This is a genomic window from Methanoculleus horonobensis, assembly GCF_001602375.1.
GTDB classification, from domain to species: Archaea; Halobacteriota; Methanomicrobia; order Methanomicrobiales; family Methanoculleaceae; genus Methanoculleus; species Methanoculleus horonobensis.
The window spans coordinates 140,861-157,695 of record NZ_BCNY01000013.1; the positions used below are offsets into that span (position 1 = coordinate 140,861).

Annotated in this window: 15 protein-coding genes; 8 read left to right on the forward strand and 7 right to left on the reverse strand. The window is 62.5% G+C overall.

Annotated elements, in window-relative coordinates; all coding sequences use genetic code 11:
* Positions 1–4: 4 nt before the first annotated feature.
* Both MCUHO_RS03745 and MCUHO_RS03750 read right to left on the reverse strand, forming a co-directional pair.
* The gene (locus MCUHO_RS03745) at positions 5–796 is read right to left on the reverse strand and encodes a 2-amino-3,7-dideoxy-D-threo-hept-6-ulosonate synthase (RefSeq protein ID WP_067074473.1); all 792 of its coding nucleotides are present in this window, start codon (positions 794–796) and stop codon (positions 5–7) included.
* Positions 797–1,110: 314 nt separating this feature from the next.
* A complete protein-coding gene (locus tag MCUHO_RS03750) occupies positions 1,111–1,602 on the reverse strand; it encodes a multiprotein bridging factor aMBF1 (protein ID WP_067073528.1) in 492 nt (163 codons plus the stop codon).
* Between the two features lie 57 nt (positions 1,603–1,659).
* Between MCUHO_RS03750 and MCUHO_RS03755 the strand changes: the two genes are divergently transcribed.
* Complete coding sequence (locus tag MCUHO_RS03755) at positions 1,660–2,898, forward strand: proteasome-activating nucleotidase (protein ID WP_067073530.1); 1,239 nt, start codon at positions 1,660–1,662, stop codon at positions 2,896–2,898.
* Positions 2,899–2,937: 39 nt separating this feature from the next.
* On the opposite strand, the gene preA is transcribed toward MCUHO_RS03755, so the two are convergent.
* The 3 genes from preA to MCUHO_RS03770 form a co-directional block, all read right to left on the reverse strand.
* Positions 2,938–4,143 carry an NAD-dependent dihydropyrimidine dehydrogenase subunit PreA gene (gene preA, locus MCUHO_RS03760; protein ID WP_067073534.1) on the reverse strand — a complete coding sequence of 402 codons (1,206 nt, stop codon included), beginning with the start codon at positions 4,141–4,143 and terminating at the stop codon, positions 2,938–2,940.
* 129 nt (positions 4,144–4,272) lie between these two features.
* Positions 4,273–4,716 (reverse strand): DUF5804 family protein, encoded by a 444-nt coding sequence (locus MCUHO_RS03765; RefSeq protein ID WP_067073536.1) that lies wholly within the window; start codon positions 4,714–4,716, stop codon positions 4,273–4,275.
* An 825-nt stretch (positions 4,717–5,541) separates the two neighbouring features.
* Positions 5,542–6,714 carry a proteasome-activating nucleotidase gene (locus MCUHO_RS03770; RefSeq protein WP_084385910.1) on the reverse strand — a complete coding sequence of 391 codons (1,173 nt, stop codon included), beginning with the start codon at positions 6,712–6,714 and terminating at the stop codon, positions 5,542–5,544.
* A gap of 43 nt (positions 6,715–6,757) precedes the next feature.
* Here MCUHO_RS03770 and MCUHO_RS03775 point away from each other — a divergent pair, with 43 nt between their 5' ends.
* From MCUHO_RS03775 to MCUHO_RS03795, 5 genes are all read left to right on the forward strand, one after another.
* On the forward strand, positions 6,758–7,156 hold the full coding sequence (locus MCUHO_RS03775) for a DUF126 domain-containing protein (RefSeq protein WP_067074477.1): 399 nt from the start codon (positions 6,758–6,760) through the stop codon (positions 7,154–7,156).
* A gap of 6 nt (positions 7,157–7,162) precedes the next feature.
* Complete coding sequence (locus MCUHO_RS03780) at positions 7,163–7,594, forward strand: J domain-containing protein (protein ID WP_067073544.1); 432 nt, start codon at positions 7,163–7,165, stop codon at positions 7,592–7,594.
* 160 nt (positions 7,595–7,754) lie between these two features.
* On the forward strand, positions 7,755–8,141 hold the full coding sequence (locus MCUHO_RS03785; RefSeq protein WP_067073549.1) for a rubredoxin: 387 nt from the start codon (positions 7,755–7,757) through the stop codon (positions 8,139–8,141).
* Between the two features lie 297 nt (positions 8,142–8,438).
* Positions 8,439–11,648 (forward strand): tetratricopeptide repeat protein, encoded by a 3,210-nt coding sequence (locus tag MCUHO_RS03790; protein ID WP_067073551.1) that lies wholly within the window; start codon positions 8,439–8,441, stop codon positions 11,646–11,648.
* The gene (locus tag MCUHO_RS03795; RefSeq protein ID WP_084385911.1) at positions 11,645–12,154 is read left to right on the forward strand and encodes an FKBP-type peptidyl-prolyl cis-trans isomerase; all 510 of its coding nucleotides are present in this window, start codon (positions 11,645–11,647) and stop codon (positions 12,152–12,154) included. Before MCUHO_RS03790 ends, MCUHO_RS03795 begins: the two co-directional genes overlap by 4 nt.
* A gap of 476 nt (positions 12,155–12,630) precedes the next feature.
* On the opposite strand, the gene MCUHO_RS03800 is transcribed toward MCUHO_RS03795, so the two are convergent.
* Complete coding sequence (locus MCUHO_RS03800) at positions 12,631–13,947, reverse strand: hemolysin family protein (protein ID WP_067073552.1); 1,317 nt, start codon at positions 13,945–13,947, stop codon at positions 12,631–12,633.
* Positions 13,948–14,056: 109 nt separating this feature from the next.
* Between MCUHO_RS03800 and MCUHO_RS03805 the strand changes: the two genes are divergently transcribed.
* The gene (locus tag MCUHO_RS03805; protein WP_235808151.1) at positions 14,057–14,545 is read left to right on the forward strand and encodes a redoxin domain-containing protein; all 489 of its coding nucleotides are present in this window, start codon (positions 14,057–14,059) and stop codon (positions 14,543–14,545) included.
* Positions 14,546–14,556: 11 nt separating this feature from the next.
* Here MCUHO_RS03805 and MCUHO_RS03810 read toward each other — a convergent pair whose 3' ends face one another.
* Positions 14,557–15,852: a sodium-dependent transporter gene (locus MCUHO_RS03810; protein WP_067073554.1), complete on the reverse strand. Its 1,296-nt coding sequence runs from the start codon at positions 15,850–15,852 to the stop codon at positions 14,557–14,559.
* A gap of 173 nt (positions 15,853–16,025) precedes the next feature.
* Here MCUHO_RS03810 and MCUHO_RS03815 point away from each other — a divergent pair, with 173 nt between their 5' ends.
* Complete coding sequence (locus MCUHO_RS03815) at positions 16,026–16,817, forward strand: N-formylglutamate amidohydrolase (RefSeq protein WP_235808152.1); 792 nt, start codon at positions 16,026–16,028, stop codon at positions 16,815–16,817.
* Positions 16,818–16,835 lie beyond the last annotated feature (18 nt).

A 16,835-nucleotide genomic window follows, 5' to 3' on the forward strand; every position in this document is an offset into this window, starting at 1 on the left:
TCCATCACGTCTTCAGAATCTCAACCGCTTCTTCTGCCGACCGCCCTTCATGAATGATCAGTGCGGCGGCACGGATAAGGCGATCGGGCGCCGGGTGCTGGAAGGCGTTTCTCCCGATCGATATCCCGGCGGCACCCCCCTCCATCGCGCCCTCGACCAGGTCGAGGATCGCCCGATCATCGGTCTTCGAGCCGCCCGCGACCACGACCGGCACCGGGCATCCTCTCGTTACTTCGCGGAACGAGTCCGCATCCCCGGTGTAGACGGTCTTGACGATATCGGCGCCGAGCTCCGCCGCCACCCGTGCGGAGAGTTTGACGCACTCAAGGTCGTGCTCGTCCGCGACCTTCCTGCCCCGCGGGTACATCATCGCGAGGAGCGGCATCCCCCACTCCATGCACGTGACCGCGACTCTGCCCAGGTCTTCGAGCATCTGCGCCTCGGAGTCGGCGCCGACGTTGATGTGCACCGAGACGCCGTCGGCGCCCATTTTTAAGGCGTTCGTGACGGTGTTGACGAGCACCTTGTCGTTCGGGTCGGGTCCGATGCTGGTGCTCGCCGAGAGATGCATGATGAGGCCGACATCCCGCCCGTGCCCCCTATGGCCGTGCAGGGCAAGCCCCACGTGGCCGATGACCGCGTTCGCTCCGCCCTCGGCGACCAGGTCGATGGTTCTCCCTACGTCGACCAGCCCGGGGATAGGGCCGAGCGTCACCCCGTGGTCGAGCGGCACGATGATGGTCCTGCCGGTGTTCCGATCCATGATACGTTCCAGACGAATCTCTTTTCCTCTCATAACCATAGTCCTCCCCGGATTTTGATGATGAAATCTTTCCGGGAGTAGTTAAAACTGGATAAACCAGGTAAAATAGCGATAGAACGCTGCCGCTCCAACATTACGGATATCGGCTGTAGAAAACTTGCAGATCGCTTCTGCGCACGCGGCGGTTACTCCGTTAACCGAGATAAAAGCGGTCACCGGCGAAAAAACATCCACCACGCATTGGCTATACCGTTACGTGTCCTTGTATAAAAATATGCCGGATTTGCACGCGGGAGGAGAATCCCGGGCAGGAGATGGCCCGGCGGAAAAAAGTATGGTGATTTGCCTTATTTCCGGCTCTTCTTGAACGATATGACGTCGCCGACGGTCATGGTCACCCGGCCGGGTCCGCCCGCGGAGGCGGTGTCTTCGGCCGAGTCGATAAGCCTGATATTGAGTGCCTTCTCGAGTTTCTTCCGGACATCGTCCTCGGGGATGAGGTCGCCCTTCTCGATCTTCTTGATCAGGATCTCACGCTCTTTGATCGCATGTGCGAGGTCGAGCGTGGACCACTCCCTCTCTTCCCGGGCGGCGCGGATGCGGTCGGCGTAATCGTCGACGAGTTCTCCTTCCATCAGGTCAAAGACGTCCCGTGGCCTCCTCCTGGCGGCCTGCGGGGCTGCGACTCCCGGCTTCTTCTGCGGGGCACCTCTTCGTCGCGATTGCTGGACTTCTGTACCGTGTTTCGCACATCGAACGCAGACGCAGAGTTCTGCACCCTCGATCTGGATGGTTTTCGACGGTCCCACTATAGGAGCGCCGCATAGTTCGCACTGCATAAGTCTCGCAAACAACTTTATATTCATTTTAACCTATATAATTAATCGAGGAGACCTATGGGAGATATCGCTCGGCAGGCACCAGACAAGGATACCGGTGAAGACATCTACCAGTATCTCCTGGAACGGATTACGAACCTCGAAAACCGAAACCTGGAGCTACGCGAGCAGTTCCGCCAGATGGAGTCCGAGAAACGATACGTTGAGACCCAGAAGATCCGCTACGAGCGGGAACTCCGAAAACTCAAGAGCGAGATCGAACAGCTGAGAAGCCCTCCTCTCGTGATCGGAACCGTTACCGACGTTATCGACAACAGCCGGGTGATTGTGCGAAGCAGTGCAGGGCCGCGATTCCTGGTCCGTACGTCCCAGCTCATCGACCCCGATCTCCTCAAACCGGGTGTGCGGTGTACGCTCAACCAGCAGTCCCTCGCGATCGTGGATGTGCTCCCCACGAGCTACGACGCGCAGATCTACGGTATGGAACTGGTGGAGTCCCCGGAGGAGACCTACGAGAACATCGGCGGCCTTGAACCGCAGATCGAGGAGATCCGGGAAGCCGTCGAGCTCCCCCTGACTAAACCGCAGCTCTTCGAGAAGGTCGGCATCTCCCCGCCGAAGGGTGTTCTCCTCTACGGCCCGCCCGGCACGGGGAAGACCCTCCTCGCGCGGGCGGTGGCCCACCAGACGAACGCGCACTTCCTCCGCGTGGTCGGTTCGGAACTGGTGCAGAAGTACATCGGCGAGGGCGCCCGCCTGGTCCGGGAACTCTTCGACCTCGCGAAGCAGAAGGCGCCGTCGATCATCTTCATCGATGAGATCGATGCGATCGGCGCGCACCGGAACGACTCGACCACCTCCGGCGACCGCGAAGTCCAGCGGACGCTGATGCAGCTCCTGGCGGAGATGGACGGGTTCGAAAACCGGGGCGACGTCAAGATCGTCGCGGCGACGAACCGGATCGATATCCTCGACCGCGCCCTCCTCCGCCCGGGCCGGTTTGATAGGATGATCGAGATCCCGCTCCCCGACCACCAGGGGAGGCTTGCGATCTTGAAGATCCACACCCTGCACATGAGCCTTGGCGAGGACGTCAACCTCTCGGAGGTCTCGCGGCTGACGGAGGGCAAGAACGGCGCCGACCTCCGGGCGATATGCATGGAGGCGGGGATGTTCGCCATCAGGATGGAGCGCGACGCCGTCAACAGCGACGACTTCATGAAGGCGATCGACAAACTCTCAGTGGATTTCGACCGCCACCACTTCCACACCACCTTCGGCGAGATGTTCGCCTGAGGTGCGCTCTCTTTTTTTTCAAACTCGCGTCTTTGGTGCTCACGCACCGGGCAGCATCACGATCACGCCTTCGGGACAGACGTGGGAGCAGAGGCTGCACCCGTCGCACCGCTCCGTCGCGATGACGACCTCTCCGCCCGCCATCGAGACGGCATGATACCCGCCGTCGCGGCAGGCCGTTACGCAGCGGCCGCAGGACGTGCACCGCTCCGGGAACCTCCGGGATGCAAAGAGCCGTCTGTCCCGGGAGAGCGCCGCATGCGTCCCGATTCTCTCGAGAGCGCGGCCCCTGAGCGCCCCGACGCCGGTAAAATGCTTGCGCGAGAGGTATCCGGAGAGACCCTCGTTCATCCCGCGGATGATGCCGGCTCCCTCCCACATCACCGCCGTGCAGACCTGAATCGCCGACGCCCCGGCCGCTATGTACTCGGCAGCGTCCTGCCAGCGGGAGATCCCGCCGATTCCGATAAGGGGAACCGGAAGTTCCCGTGCGATCTGCGAGACTATCCTTAGACCGACGGGTTTGATCGCGGGCCCCGAGTATCCCCCGTAGGTGCCGAAGCCGGCAACCGAGGGTCGAGGCTCGAGCGTCTCGAGATCGATGCCCATGAGGCACTGGACGGTGTTGATGGCCGCGAGGATATCGGCCCCGCCGTCCACCGCAGCCTCTGCAATGGGCAGTATCTCCGTCACGTTCGGGGTCAACTTGACGATCAGGGGGACCCTGGCGACCTGCCGGACCGCACGCGTCACCTCCCGCACGAGATCCGGGTGCTGCCCGATCGCCGCACCGACCCCCCGTTCCGGCATCCCGTGGGGGCAGGAGACGTTCAGCTCGATTGCGTCCGCCCCTGCGTCCTGGACGGTGCAGGCAAGTTCCTGCCACTCGCGAGGGTCAGGCGAGGCCATGATGCTCGCAACGAGGATCCTGTCCGGGTACTCCTCTCTCGTGGCGGCAATCTCCGAAACCCAGTAGGACTCCTCGTGTTTGCTCACGAGTTCGATGTTCTCAAAACCGAGAAGCCCGGAGTTTCCGTCTTTCCAGGTCGCAAACCGGGGCGAGACGTCCCGGATCTCCATCGTGTCCGGTACAATGGTCTTCGTGACCGCACCCGCCCAGCCGAGCCGGAACGCATGCCGGATCCGTTCGCCCGAGGTGGTCGGCGGGCCCGAGGCAAGGAGGAACGGGTTCTTGAGCGCGAGCGGGCCGACGGTTGTCTCGAGGGAGGGGGCAGGTGCGGGCATACGGTTCTTCCGTATCCGAATTGCGCCGGAATACCTTATGGTTCTTGCTATCGGACGGGGCTGCCGCCGAAATTTCCCATTCGTCACCGTGTAGGCATCACAGTCGTAAAGAAAACGGCGGATCCCCCTCTAATCTGCCGGGTACTCCTCTTCGGCGCACCAGACCTCGAGCAGCGTATCCTCAGGCTCCGTCCGGTCGACATATGCCTCCGGCGTCGTGCCCTTCTCCATCCAGATCGTATCGACCATGTGGTCGCCGGAGATCCGGTAAAGGCAGCGGTACCTCCACGGTTCTGAGGGCATCACGTCGCGTTCGTAGATCTGGCGGGCAAGCCCGGACGAGCAGAATATTCCCACCCCGGGCTCGAAGAGAACCTCATCGACGTAGCGCTGGATATACCACCGGAGTTCGGAGACGAGAGCAAGCGCACTCCCGAGCGACGCTGTTCTGATACGTATGCCGTACGCGAGCCGGTCAGGCCGATAAAAACGGAGAACGCCTCTGCTGGTCTCGGACTTGAGCAGGGTGTCGTAGAGGTCAACCCCCTCCGACTGGATGAGGAGGACGTTCATTGCATTATTGTGGGCGCGTGAGGTCGATAAGGTTTCCTTCGATATCGTAACGGGACTTTGTCTATGGAAAGACGGATGAGATGTAGCGCCTTGAGGCAATTTCACTGCAAATCCGTCAAGTGTCTGAATTTGCATACCTTTGAAATTCAAGTTTCTGCCAGTCGTGTGAACGATACGCGGATTTCAAGGGGATATCGCCATAGGGGAGTGCGACTGGCTGGAGGGCAGGAGCATGAGCACCGTTAGGAACGACGTTCCATAGGAACGGAGTTCGAGCACCGGAGGTGCGAGGTGCGAGGTGCGAGGGGCTGACGGGGATTGCGACGTTCCGAAGCGCGACGGATCGTTAGAACCGGAGCGTGAGCACCGAAGGTGCGAAGGAACGGAGTTCGACCACCGTCAGGTGGGGAGGGGGGTCTCCCCCCTCGAAGACCTTCGGCCTTCTCATGCTCGCTGCGCTCGCACTCCCCTTTGTCCCCACCCCCCATTGCGATAGCCACCACGGTCCAGTGTACCAGGCTATTCCATAGTTTCAGCCATTTAGTTCGTGGAAAAATCAGAAGAGGTTCAAGCGTGCTTGGGGTTCACCTGTGCATGGCTATCCAACGAACATTGCGTCTTAGGAAGTGTGAGCAAAAGCAGGACACAAGCACGTCAGGTGAGGGATCCGACGTGGAATTCGAGTACCACCACACGGCTGTGCAGTGCAAATATGAGAACGCGGAAGGCTCTCGAACCCCTCGACAACAGAACTTCAAAATGCCCCCTTTCATACTCCGGCGGCAAATGTGAACAAAAAAAGATTGGTAGGAAGAAAAAACCCCATCAGAGATACATGCGGCTGTCCGGCGCCGCCGTCTCGCGCTTCACCTTCTTTATTGCCGCGAGGAAGTCTTCGCGCTCGACGGCATCGGCGTCCCGCCGGATCGCCATCATCCCGGCCTCACGGCAGATCGCCTGCAGCTCGGCGCCGGTGGTGTCTCCGGCGAGTTCCGCAAGCGAGGGCAGGTCAACGCTCCCGGCAAGCGACATCTTCGCGGTGTGAATCTTTAAGATCTCAAGGCGTGCTCCGGCATCCGGCAGCGGAACCTGGATGATCCGGTCGAACCGGCCGGGGCGGAGGAGCGCCGGGTCAAGCATATCGATCCGGTTCGTCGCCGCCATGATCCGGATGTTGCCCCGATTCCCGAACCCGTCCATCTCCGCCAGGAGCTGCATCAGCGTCCGCTGAACCTCGGCGCTTCCGGAGGTTCCGTCGTTTGTGCGCATGCTTCCGATCGCGTCGATCTCGTCGATGAAGACGATCGCCGGAGCGCGCTCCCGGGCGAGGATGAAGAGCTCGCGCACGAGCTGCGCGCCCTCCCCGATGTACTTGTGGACGAGTTCGCTCCCAGACATCCGGATGAACCGGGCCTGGGACTGGCGGGCAACCGCCTTTGCAATCAGGGTCTTCCCCGTGCCGGGCGGGCCGTAGAGGAGGATGCCCTTCGGGGGCTCCACGCCCACGCGCTCGTAGATCTCGGGCTTCGTGAGCGGGTACTCGACCGCTTCCCGGACCTCTTCGATCTCCTCCTTCAGGCCGCCGACCTGCTCGAACGTCACGCTCGGCTGCTCGTCGAGTTCCATGACCCTGACTCTCGCATCGTAGATATTGCCGATCGTCTTGACGATGGAGAGGGTATTGTTCACCGCCACCTTCATTCCGGGTTTGAGGGTGCGGTGGAGTTTCTCGCTGACCGCGGTGACGTATTCCTGGTTGTTGCCCTGCTGCCGGAGATACACTTCGCCGTTCTCAAGTACATCGACCACAGCGGCAACAAACAGCGGCACCCGCTTTAACTGGGCGTTCTCTTTCCGGAGCTGCAAGAGTTCCTTTTCCAGCAACTCGTTCTTGAGTTTGTAGTCCAGGATCTGTGCCTTCAGGTCCTGGATCTGGAGAGTGAGCATGTCATGCTCGCTGCCAGGAGTGCTGCCAATGGTTTCGTCCATGTCACTCATATAGTTGGTTCTCCAACCACATTATAATGTGGTTGGAGTGATCATGCAAGGCAGAAGCATATCCAGGGGTATCGGAACCGGAGAACTCCTCATCTCGTCCGAACCCATATCGTTCCTCTCCGGTGTCGACCCCGAGACCGGCATCGTCGTCGAGCACGGACACCCGCTCGAAGGCCAATCCGTCGCCGGACGGGTGCTGGCCTTCCCGTACGGGAAAGGCTCGACGGTCGGATCCTACGTGATCTACGCGCTAAAACAGAACGGGCTCGCTCCTGCAGCGATCATCAATACGGAGGCCGAACCGATCATCGCGGTCGGCGCGATCATCGCGGGGGTTCCCATGGTCGACCGCCTCCCGCCGGAGTTCTCCGATCTCCCGCCCGGCACCGCCGTGACGGTGAACGGCGATTCGGGCGAGGTCTCCTGCGACGGGACTTCGTGAGGCGCCGTGGAGACTCATTACGAGATCCTGGGCGTCTCACCCGACGCCACGCCCGACGATATCCGGGTAGCCTACCGGAGGCTCGCCAAACAGTATCATCCGGACGTAAACCACGACCCGGATGCGGGCGAGCGGTTCATCGCGGTTCAGCAGGCCTACGAGACGCTGATCGACCCCGACGCCCGGGCACGCTACGACCTCGCTCTCCGGGGCGGCTGCACGACAGGGCCGCACGACCCGTTCCAGCAGTACCGTCCCGGCGGGCAGACGGCCTGGACGCGAGGGTTCTCGTGGAGCGGACAGGCACCGGTTTCCTGGACCGGCAGGCTTGGCGTCGTGCTCCTCCTCTTCCTCGGAGGAGTCCTGATCGTCTTCATGCTCGTCCTGTCGCTCCTCTCTCGTGCCTTCTCTGGCGGCAAACGGCAGCAGGACTCCTGAACACCTTTTTTACCCGAAGATTCTCCTCTCCCCACGGCAATCGGCACCGCGATACGGAGAAGAGGAGGATATCCACGCCGGGCCAGTCGGATCACGGGAAACCTTATCTGGTGAGACCGCCTTCGTGCCGGGTGATTATCGCGAGGTGAACGTGATGCCCATGGAGAAAGTGAAACGATACCGCTGCAAGTACTGCAACTACATCTACTCCCCGATGCGTGGCGAACCCCACCGCGGCATTCCGGCGGGTACCGAGTTTGAAGATCTGCCGGAGGACTACGTGTGCCCGGTCTGCGGTGCGACCGGAAAAGGGCAGATCGGGAAGTGGGGATTCGAACTCTGGGAGCCGACCAAGTACGTCTGCAAGATCTGCGGCTACGTCTACGACAAAAAGCGCGGCGAACCCCTCCGCGGCTACCCAAAGGGCACCGCATTCGAGGATCTGCCGGAGGACTACGTATGCCCGGTCTGCGGGATGGATCCGCAGATCTCGAAGTTCCACGGCCCCGTCGGCAAATCGCAGTTCGAACCCATCCTGGACGTCTGAAGGGGGTCGGGGCCGCCCGCCTCTCTCCCGGAACAGAACCGTGCCGACCGGAATCCCAGAAGCTACAGGGGATCCGGTCGCCGGCACGATGCCGGATTTTCGCGGCAGCACTCTTTTAAGAATCCCGAACACCCATTATATCCAGGGTCAGTCCGTTCACTCAAAATCGGTCCTTTCAAATACTGGCCGGCGCATCAATGTTAGAAAAGACCGGCTGCCTCCGTTAAGGGCAGCCACCCACAAAAAATGCGGCGTTGAATGATCGCGCATCAAACGAGCAGCGGCAGATGATGTCGGATGGATTTCTTCAGTAATATTCTAGGTCAGGGGAAGAACGCGAACCCCTCGATACAGCAGGGGACTTCTCAGTTCGAGGCCGGGAACTACAGCGAGGCGGTGAAAAGTTTCGAGAAAGCGCTCAAGATAGAGCCTGAAAACGGGTTCGCCCGGCTGTATATGGGGCGGGCGCTCGCCTGTCTCGGCAGGGACGGCGAAGCCGCCGAGTGGCTGAAGAAGGCACTCGAGTCGGCTCCCGGCGATGCCGGGACGCTCCGGGTGCTGGGACACGTCCTCGCTCGCTCCGGCGAGTACGAGGAGGCGGCGGGGTGTTTCTCACGGATCGTCGAAGAGAAACCCGCGGACGCGAACGCCTCGTACTGGCACGGGGAGATGCTTGAACGGCTCGGGCGATATGCCGAGGCGGCATCGGCCTATGCCCGGGCGCTGGCAGGAGACCCGGAGAATATCGTCCTGCGGGAGAGATGCGGGAGAATGCTCGAGCGGGCCGGCGACTACCGGGAAGCGGCGGCAAACTTCGAGAAGATCCTCAGGACGAATCCCGGCAGCACCGATATGCTCGCTCGCATCGGGGCAGCATACCTCTACCAGGGCGATCACTCGAAAGCCGCCGGTCTCTTCGACCGGGTACTCGATACGGAACCGGGGAACATCGACGCTCTCTACGGCAAGGCCCGGGCGCTCGAGTATCTCGGTCGGTTCCAGGAGGCTGCCGACTGCTGCGGCGAGGTCGTTGCCCTTGAGCCCGAGAACGTCCCCGCCTGGTATCACCGCGGCTCGATGCTCCTCCGCGCAGGAAAATATGCCGAAGCGCTGGAGAACTTCGAGAAGGTCGCCCTCGCCGACCCGGATCACGTCCCGGCGCGCTACGCCATGGGGATGGTCTACGACGCCCTCGGCCGCTACGAGCGGGCGGTCAAGAGTTTCGACCATATCCTGAAGCACGACCAGGGTCAGGTCCAGGTATGGCACGCCCGCGGCATGGCGCTCTTCCGTCTCGGCCAGTATGCCGAGGCGATCCGGTCGTTCGATCGCGTGCTTGAGAGCCGGGCGACGACCGGGATGAAGTGGATCGGAGACGGCACCGATCTCGCGCTCTTCGAGCGGGACGAAGCGGAAGCGCCCCGGAAACAGAAGCCGCTGAAGTTCGATGCGTTGAACGAGCTCGTTCACAACTGCCGGGGAACTGCGCTGCTTAACCTCGGGCGGTATGCCGAGGCGCAGAAGGACTTCGAGCGTGTCCTCCAGATCGATCCCGGGAACGTCTCCGTCCTGCAGCGGAGCGGCACCGCGCTCCTCCATCTCGGCAGGTATGAGGAGGCAGCACGCTGCCTGGATTCCGTCATTGAGAAAGAACCGGATAATGCCGTCGCCGTCTCGATGAAGGCGGACGCGCTCTTGAACCTCGGCAGGCACGACGATGCTCTGGCGTGCCTTGATTCGATACAGGGGGCCGGCGGCGAACCCCATATCCTGTACCGGAAGGGAGACGCCCTCCTGCACCTCGGGCGGTATACGGAAGCGGCAGAGACATTCGAAGCCTTCCTCAACATCAATCCAGGGGATGCGGCGGCAGAGAACAGCAGGGGAGAAGCGCTCATGCACCTCGGACGGTACGAGGAGGCGCTCGCCTGCTATGACGGGGCGCTCTCGGCAGACCCGGCCGACCGTGCCGCTCTGCTCGGCCGGAGCGCGGCACTCGAACGCCTCGGACGCTACGAAGAGGCGCTCGGATCCATCGACCGGTTGACGGAGATCGGTCCTGGAGACACCGGGACGATTCTTCGGAAAGCATGGATCCTTGAGGCTCTTGGCCGCTACGATGCAGCCGCCGGGTGTTACGAAGCCCTCCTTGCGGCCGACCCGGAGGCCAGGGGATACTCGGCAGGTCTCGGGTTTGTTCTTGCCATGCTCGGGCGGTACGAGGAGGCCGCCGGACGGTTCGAAGAGGTCACGCTTGCCGATCCGGAGAACTTCTTTGCGTGGTTCAACCGCGGCCGGGCGCTGGAGAGGATGGGGCAGTACGCAGATGCGGCCGAGTGTTACGCAAAAGTGGCTGAAGGCCGGCCGGAGGATACCGGCGCATGTTTCGCGCTCGCCGTCACCCTCGCACGGCTCGGCAGACACCAGAAGGCGATCGAGTGCTGTGATAAGGTGCTCGCCGCCGATGCCTCGAACGCCGCGGTTGCACGGATCCGGGCGGATATGCTCGAAGCCGTCGGCAGGCACGAAGAGGCGGCGGAAGCATACGAGCGTTACCTGAAGAACTCCCCTGACGACCGCGACGCCAGAATGGCGTTCGGCATGGCGCTCGAGCGAGACGGGAAGTTCGCCGACGCGATCAAGCAGTATGCGCTGGTGCTCGAGGGCGACGAGCGCGACACCGAAGCATGGTACACCCTCGAGAGCGCCCTCGTGCACATGGGGCAATACGAGGAGGCGCTCGAGTGTTCCGACAGCATCGTCGAGGCGAGCCCGGAGAACTGGGCTGCCTGGCAGCGGCGCGGAGAGATCTTCATGTGGCTCGGCCGCTACGCCGACGCGGTGGGGTGTTTCGTGAAGGTGATCGAGGCCGATCCGGCCGACGTTCTCACCCTCAGAAGACTCGGCGAAGCCCACGAGAAGGCCGGCAGGTACGAGGATGCCCTCGCCGCCTACACGCAGGTGCTCGACCGGGAGCCGACCAGCATCGAGACTCTCCACGCCCGCTCGTCGGCCCTCATTCATCTCGGGCGATACAAAGAGGCAGTCAAGTCGATCGACAAGATCATCGTTCTCCAGGACGAGAACCCCGCCGCACTCTTCATGCGGGCGACGGTGCTCGAGAAGGCGGGCAGGCATGACGATGCCCTCGCGAGTTACGAGAAAGCGCTCTCGATCGACCCGAAGAACGCGGCACTCTGGAACGCGGCCGGGAGGCTCAAGGATGCGCTGGGACGCCACGAAGAAGCCGTCAAAGCGTTTGGTAAAGCCATCGAGCTGGGCGGGGAAGACGTTCATGCCTGGCTTGCGAAGGGGCTCGCTCTCGGCCACCTGGGCAAGCCCGACCAGGCGGCCGCCTGCTTTGACCGTGTTCTCGAGGCCGAACCTCGCCACGCCCGGGCATGGTACCTGAAAGGGAGAGCGCTTGATAAGCAGGGCCGGTTTGCCGAAGCGGTGGAGTGCTTTAAGAAGGCGCTCGATAACGGGGGCGGAGGCGAAGACGAATGAAGGGGCGGCATGCGTACGGTGTCCTGCTGCTGATTGCGTGCGCCCTGGCCCTCTGTTCAGGCTGCATCGCAGGCGAAGCAGAGCAGGTGAAGTCCGGGGATACGGTGCTGGTTCACTACACCGGCACCCTCGAGAATGGGACGGTCTTCGACAGTTCTGCTGGCCGCGAACCGCTCCGGTTTACCGTCGGCCAGGGCGAGGTGATCCGGGGGTTCGATGAGGGTGTCGTCGGGATGCAGGTCGGGGAGGAGAAGACCCTTCAGATCCCGGCCGACCGGGCTTACGGGCCGCACCGCGAGGATCTCGTCTTCGTCTTCAACACGACCGAGACTGCCGGTACGGAGAACCTGACGGTCGGCGATCAGGTCGGATTACCCCTGCAGAACGGACAGGTGCTGCCCGCGAAGGTCGTCGCCGTATCGGCCGATGCCGTCACCGTCGATGCGAACCACCATCTTGCGGGCGAGGATCTTACGTTCAATGTTAGTCTCGTCGAGATTGTGTAAAATTACTCAACATTTTTTTGGAACTCCCTCTGGAGGGGCATCCCTGGAACAAGCCCGGCTCTGCAGATCGGCCTCTATCGCAGTTGCAGAGAACTCATAAACCACTTTTCTCTCGCCACACTGGCACGGCTTCTGTGGGAGTATCGCCATAGGGGAGGGGCTGACGGGGAGGGGGGAGCATCCCCCCTCCCCTGTCTCCAGATCATTATCTGACACCTACTACCCCCACCCCGCCCGGCCTCCGGCCTCCTCCCCCGCCCCCAAGGGGGCGGGGGCAGTGCGTGGCGATATCTCCATGAAATCCGTGCATCGGGGTAAGCGATGTCCCAGGAATGATATGTGAGTACGACTGGCCAAAGGTGCGAAGAACCGGAGCACGAGAAGCCATCAGGCTTCGAGTCGTGCAGTCCCCCCAACCCATGCCCGCGACGCAATTGACGACTTTCCCCGGAGAGAAAAGTTAACGAGGCCAATAGTCACCCATTCTTCTCCTTCCCGGCCCCCACCGGGGTGACGAGCACCTTATCGACCCGGTGACCGTCCATATCGAGCACCTCGAACCGGAATCCGTTCCAGACGAACCGGTCGCCGGCTTCCGGCGTCCGTTCGAGGTACATCATCACGAACCCGCCGAGCGTCTGGTAGTAGCCGCGCCCCTCTCCGGGCAGGGCGCCCACATCAAGGAGATCGTGGAACTCGTCGACCGGGAGCATCCCGTCGAGGAGCCACGACCCGTCCGGACGACGGACCGCCGGACCCTCGGGGGGGTGCTCGGACGACGGGATGCCGCCGACGATCGACTCCATGATGTCATGGATGGTGACCAGACCCTGGATACTTCCATACTCGTCGGTGACGAGGGCGATCCGCGCCCCGGATGTCTTGAACTCGTCGAGCACCGAGAGTGCCGGGACGCTCTCGGGCACGAAGAAGGCGGGCTCGATGGCATTCGAAAGGTCGGGAGGTTCGCCCGTGATCATTCGCGCCCAGAGATTGCGGACCGAGACGGTGCCGAGCAGGCTATCGAGGTGGTCGCGGTAGACCGGGAAGTAGACATGCCCGGAATCCACCATCTTCTGCCAGTTCTCTTCGACGGGGTCTTCGACGTCCACGGCCACGATGTCGGGCCGCGGGGTCATCAGCACGCTGACCCGCCGGTCGGCGAGGCGGAAGACGCTCTCCACCATATCCTGCTCCGCTTCCTCAAAGACGCCCGCCCGGGTGGCCTGCCCGATCAGAACCCTGACGTCCTCCTCCGTAACCTCGGGCTCCGAAGGTTTCCGAACCCTGAGCAGCATGAGAACCCCCTCGGTCGAGGCGCTCAGCAGCCGGACGAGCGGTGCGGCGACCAGCGAGAGGAGCCGTACCGGGCGCGAGACCAGCGATGCAATCCGGTCGGCGTGGGTCATGGCCACCCGTTTCGGCACCAGTTCCCCGACGACGAGCGTTAAGTAGGTGATGGCGGCGACGACGGTTACGACCGCGAGCGTGCCGCTGTAAGGCGCGACCAAGGGAAATCGGGCAAACTCTTCTGCAAGAGGTCCCGCGAGCGTCGCCCCGCCGAAGGCTCCGGCCAGGATCCCGACGAGGGTGATGCCGATCTGGATGGTGGAGAGGAACTGCGTCGGATTCTGTGCAAGTTCGAGAGCGGTCGCCGCCCCGGCGTCGCCTCCCGCCGCTCTCTTCTGCAGGCGTGCCGTCCTTGCAGAGATGAGCGCGAACTCCGCCATCGAAAAGAAGCCGTTTGTGAGTATCAGGAGGACGATGATCGCGATGTCGGTGGCCGGCGGCATTGTAGTAGTCTTGCCAGCAGGAGCCTTAAACCTGCGGCTTCACGGACGGGAGAGGAGCGTCCGTGAGAAATATTTATCGTCGCCGGGACGGAGTTCCATCCGGTGATACATGATGGTCGAGGTCGGCGATCAGGCCGGGGATTTCTCGATACCGGACCATAACGGGAACACTGTCCGGTTATCGGCGTTCCCGGGAAAGCGGGTTCTTCTCTCGTTCCACCCGCTGGCATGGACTCGCATCTGCGCCGAACAGATGAAGGCGCTTGAGGCGAACAGGGAGGCGTTCGATGCCCTCGGTGCCGTTGCCCTCGGCATCAGCGTGGATTCCGTCCCGTGCAAACATGCGTGGGCCGAGAACCTCGGGATCAGGGGAACCCGGCTCCTTGCGGATTTCTGGCCGCACGGTGCCGTGGCGGAGATGTACGGTGTCTTCGATAGCCAGAAGGGCTACTCCCGGCGGGCGAACATCGTCGTCGACGAGTTCGGGCGCGTCATCTTCGTCGCGGAATACCCGGCGACGACGGTGCCCGGCATGCAGGACGTCCTCAATGCTCTCCGGGCACAGGAGAGGCGTGCGGAGCAGGTGCCGGAGGCGTAACCCGGCCCCGCTCACCCCGCGCCCTGGAAGAAACTGCCGACAAGCGTGATCAGGAGAACGGCCGGAACGCCGTAGCGGATGAGCGCCATATAGACTGTCTGCTGCCACCCGCAGCCGCCGATCTCTGCACAGATCCGGGTGCGGGTCATGAACCACCCTCCGACGATGCTCACGATCAGCCCGGCGACGATGAGGCCGATCGTCCCGAATACGTAGTCGGCAAGGTCGAGGAACGGCATTCCAAGCGCTTCGAGGTTCAGGGCGGTGTAACTGAGGGCGGACGGAAGCCCGAGGAGCATGACCGCGGCGAAGACAAGGAGCGTGGCACGCTTCCGGGGGAGGCCATAGGAGTCCATCAGCGCCGCCGTCGGAACCTCGAGCATGGAGACCGCCGAGGTGAGCGCCGCTGCAAAGAGCATCAGGAAGAAGAGCGCTCCGAGCACCATGCCGTACTGGATCTCTGTGAAGGCCGCAGGAAGGGTGATGAACGCGAGGTTCACCCCGGCTGCAGGGTCGAGGCCCGCGGTGAAGACCAGGGGGAAGATCACAAGCCCGGCAAGGACTGCAATCAGCATATCTGCGGCGGCGATGATGGCGGCGTTCCGGAAGAGGGCTTCTCTCCCGAGGTAACTTCCGAAGGTGAGCAGGATGCCCATACCCACGGAGAGCGAGAAGAAGGCCTGCCCGAAGGCCGCGATCCAGACGCCGGGGTCGGCCAGCCTCGAAAAGTCAGGGGAGAGGTAGAACCCGATCCCCTCGGCCGCTCCGGGCTCCGTGAGCGAAAATACCACGAGAAAGATGAGGATCACGAAGAGGGCCGGGATGAGGTACCGGGAGGCCCGCTCGATCCCGCTCCTGACGCCGGACCGCACCGTCACATAGACCGCGAGTCCCGAGAGGAGGAAGAAGACGAGCGGGAGGTAGGAACCCGTAAACGCATCGAACTCCATCGGCCGGTTGAAGGCGAAGAAGATCGCGTATGCGAGCACCCAACTCGTGATCACCAGGTAGTAGCCGAGGATCAGGCTGATGACGGCGACGATGACGAGACCGGCGGCGGCGAACCGCTGCCGTATCGAGCGGAAAGCGGAGATGACCGACGTCCCCGTCGAGCGGCCGATGGCGAGTTCCAGCACCATCAGGGGGAGACCGAAGAGGAGGACGGCGATCAGGAACGGGATCAGAAACGCGCCGCCCCCGTTGGCCCCCACGATGTAGGGGAACCGCCAGATGTTCCCTATACCCACAGCCGAGCCGATGCTTGCAAGGATGAAGCCCAGTGTCGACGACCAGTGCTCTCTTGCCATATCACTCACCGTTTGAGAACGGTTCCCCGGGAGTAAGGAGGCGTTCCGCCTTTATATGCATGCCCGCCGGGTACCCGACCACTGCACTTTTGTAGCGGGTGCCCCCATACGAGTGCGGTCAGGAGCAGCATGAGCGCCAGTTTCCGGAAATGTCCCGGCAGGAGGGAAAGAGCGTGAACGGCCGGCACCCGTTCCTCGTCTCGATCCCTCATGGCGGCATTGCCGTTCCGTCTGAACTCCGCGGTCACGTCAACCTCACGCATAAGGAGATTGTCTTCAATAGCGACCCTTATACCCGCCGCCTCTACGGGTTCGACGATGCGGTGGAGGCGATGGTCGACTTCGACGTCTCGAGGGTCTTCGTCGACACCAACCGGCCTCCCTACGACTACCCGCCACGGACGCAGGACGGCGTGGTCAAGGTCATAACGCAGGACGGAACCCCGGCCTTCAAGAGAGGGCAGACACCCGGCAGGGAACTGATAGGAACCCTCCTGCAGAACTACTACCACCCCTTCCACAAACAACTAGCCGGGGCGCTCGATACCCGGCCGATCGAGATCGCCTTCGACTGTCACAGCATGCTGCCACATTCGCCGCCGGTCAGGATGGACGCCGGACGCCCCCGCCCGCTCTTCTGTCTGAGCAACCGGGGCGACCGGAACGGAAGGCCGAAACGGGCGGGCGGTCTTGTGACCTGCCCCCCGGAGTGGCTCCAGGCGCTCACCCGGTCGTTCCAGGCGGAGTTCGAGGGCGAGGGACGGGTTGCGATGAACGATCCCTTCCGGGGCGGGTTCATCTCGGTGGCGCACTACCGGCGGCGGCGGATCCCCTGGGTTCAGGTCGAGATCAACCGCGGCTTCTACGAGACCGAAGACCGCGAGGCCGACGAGGCACGGCTCGCCGAACTCCGGGGGAGGATCTTCTCGGCCCTCGCGGGGTTCTGGGACGAGGTTTCGGGGTGAAAAAACGCCCCTATCGGG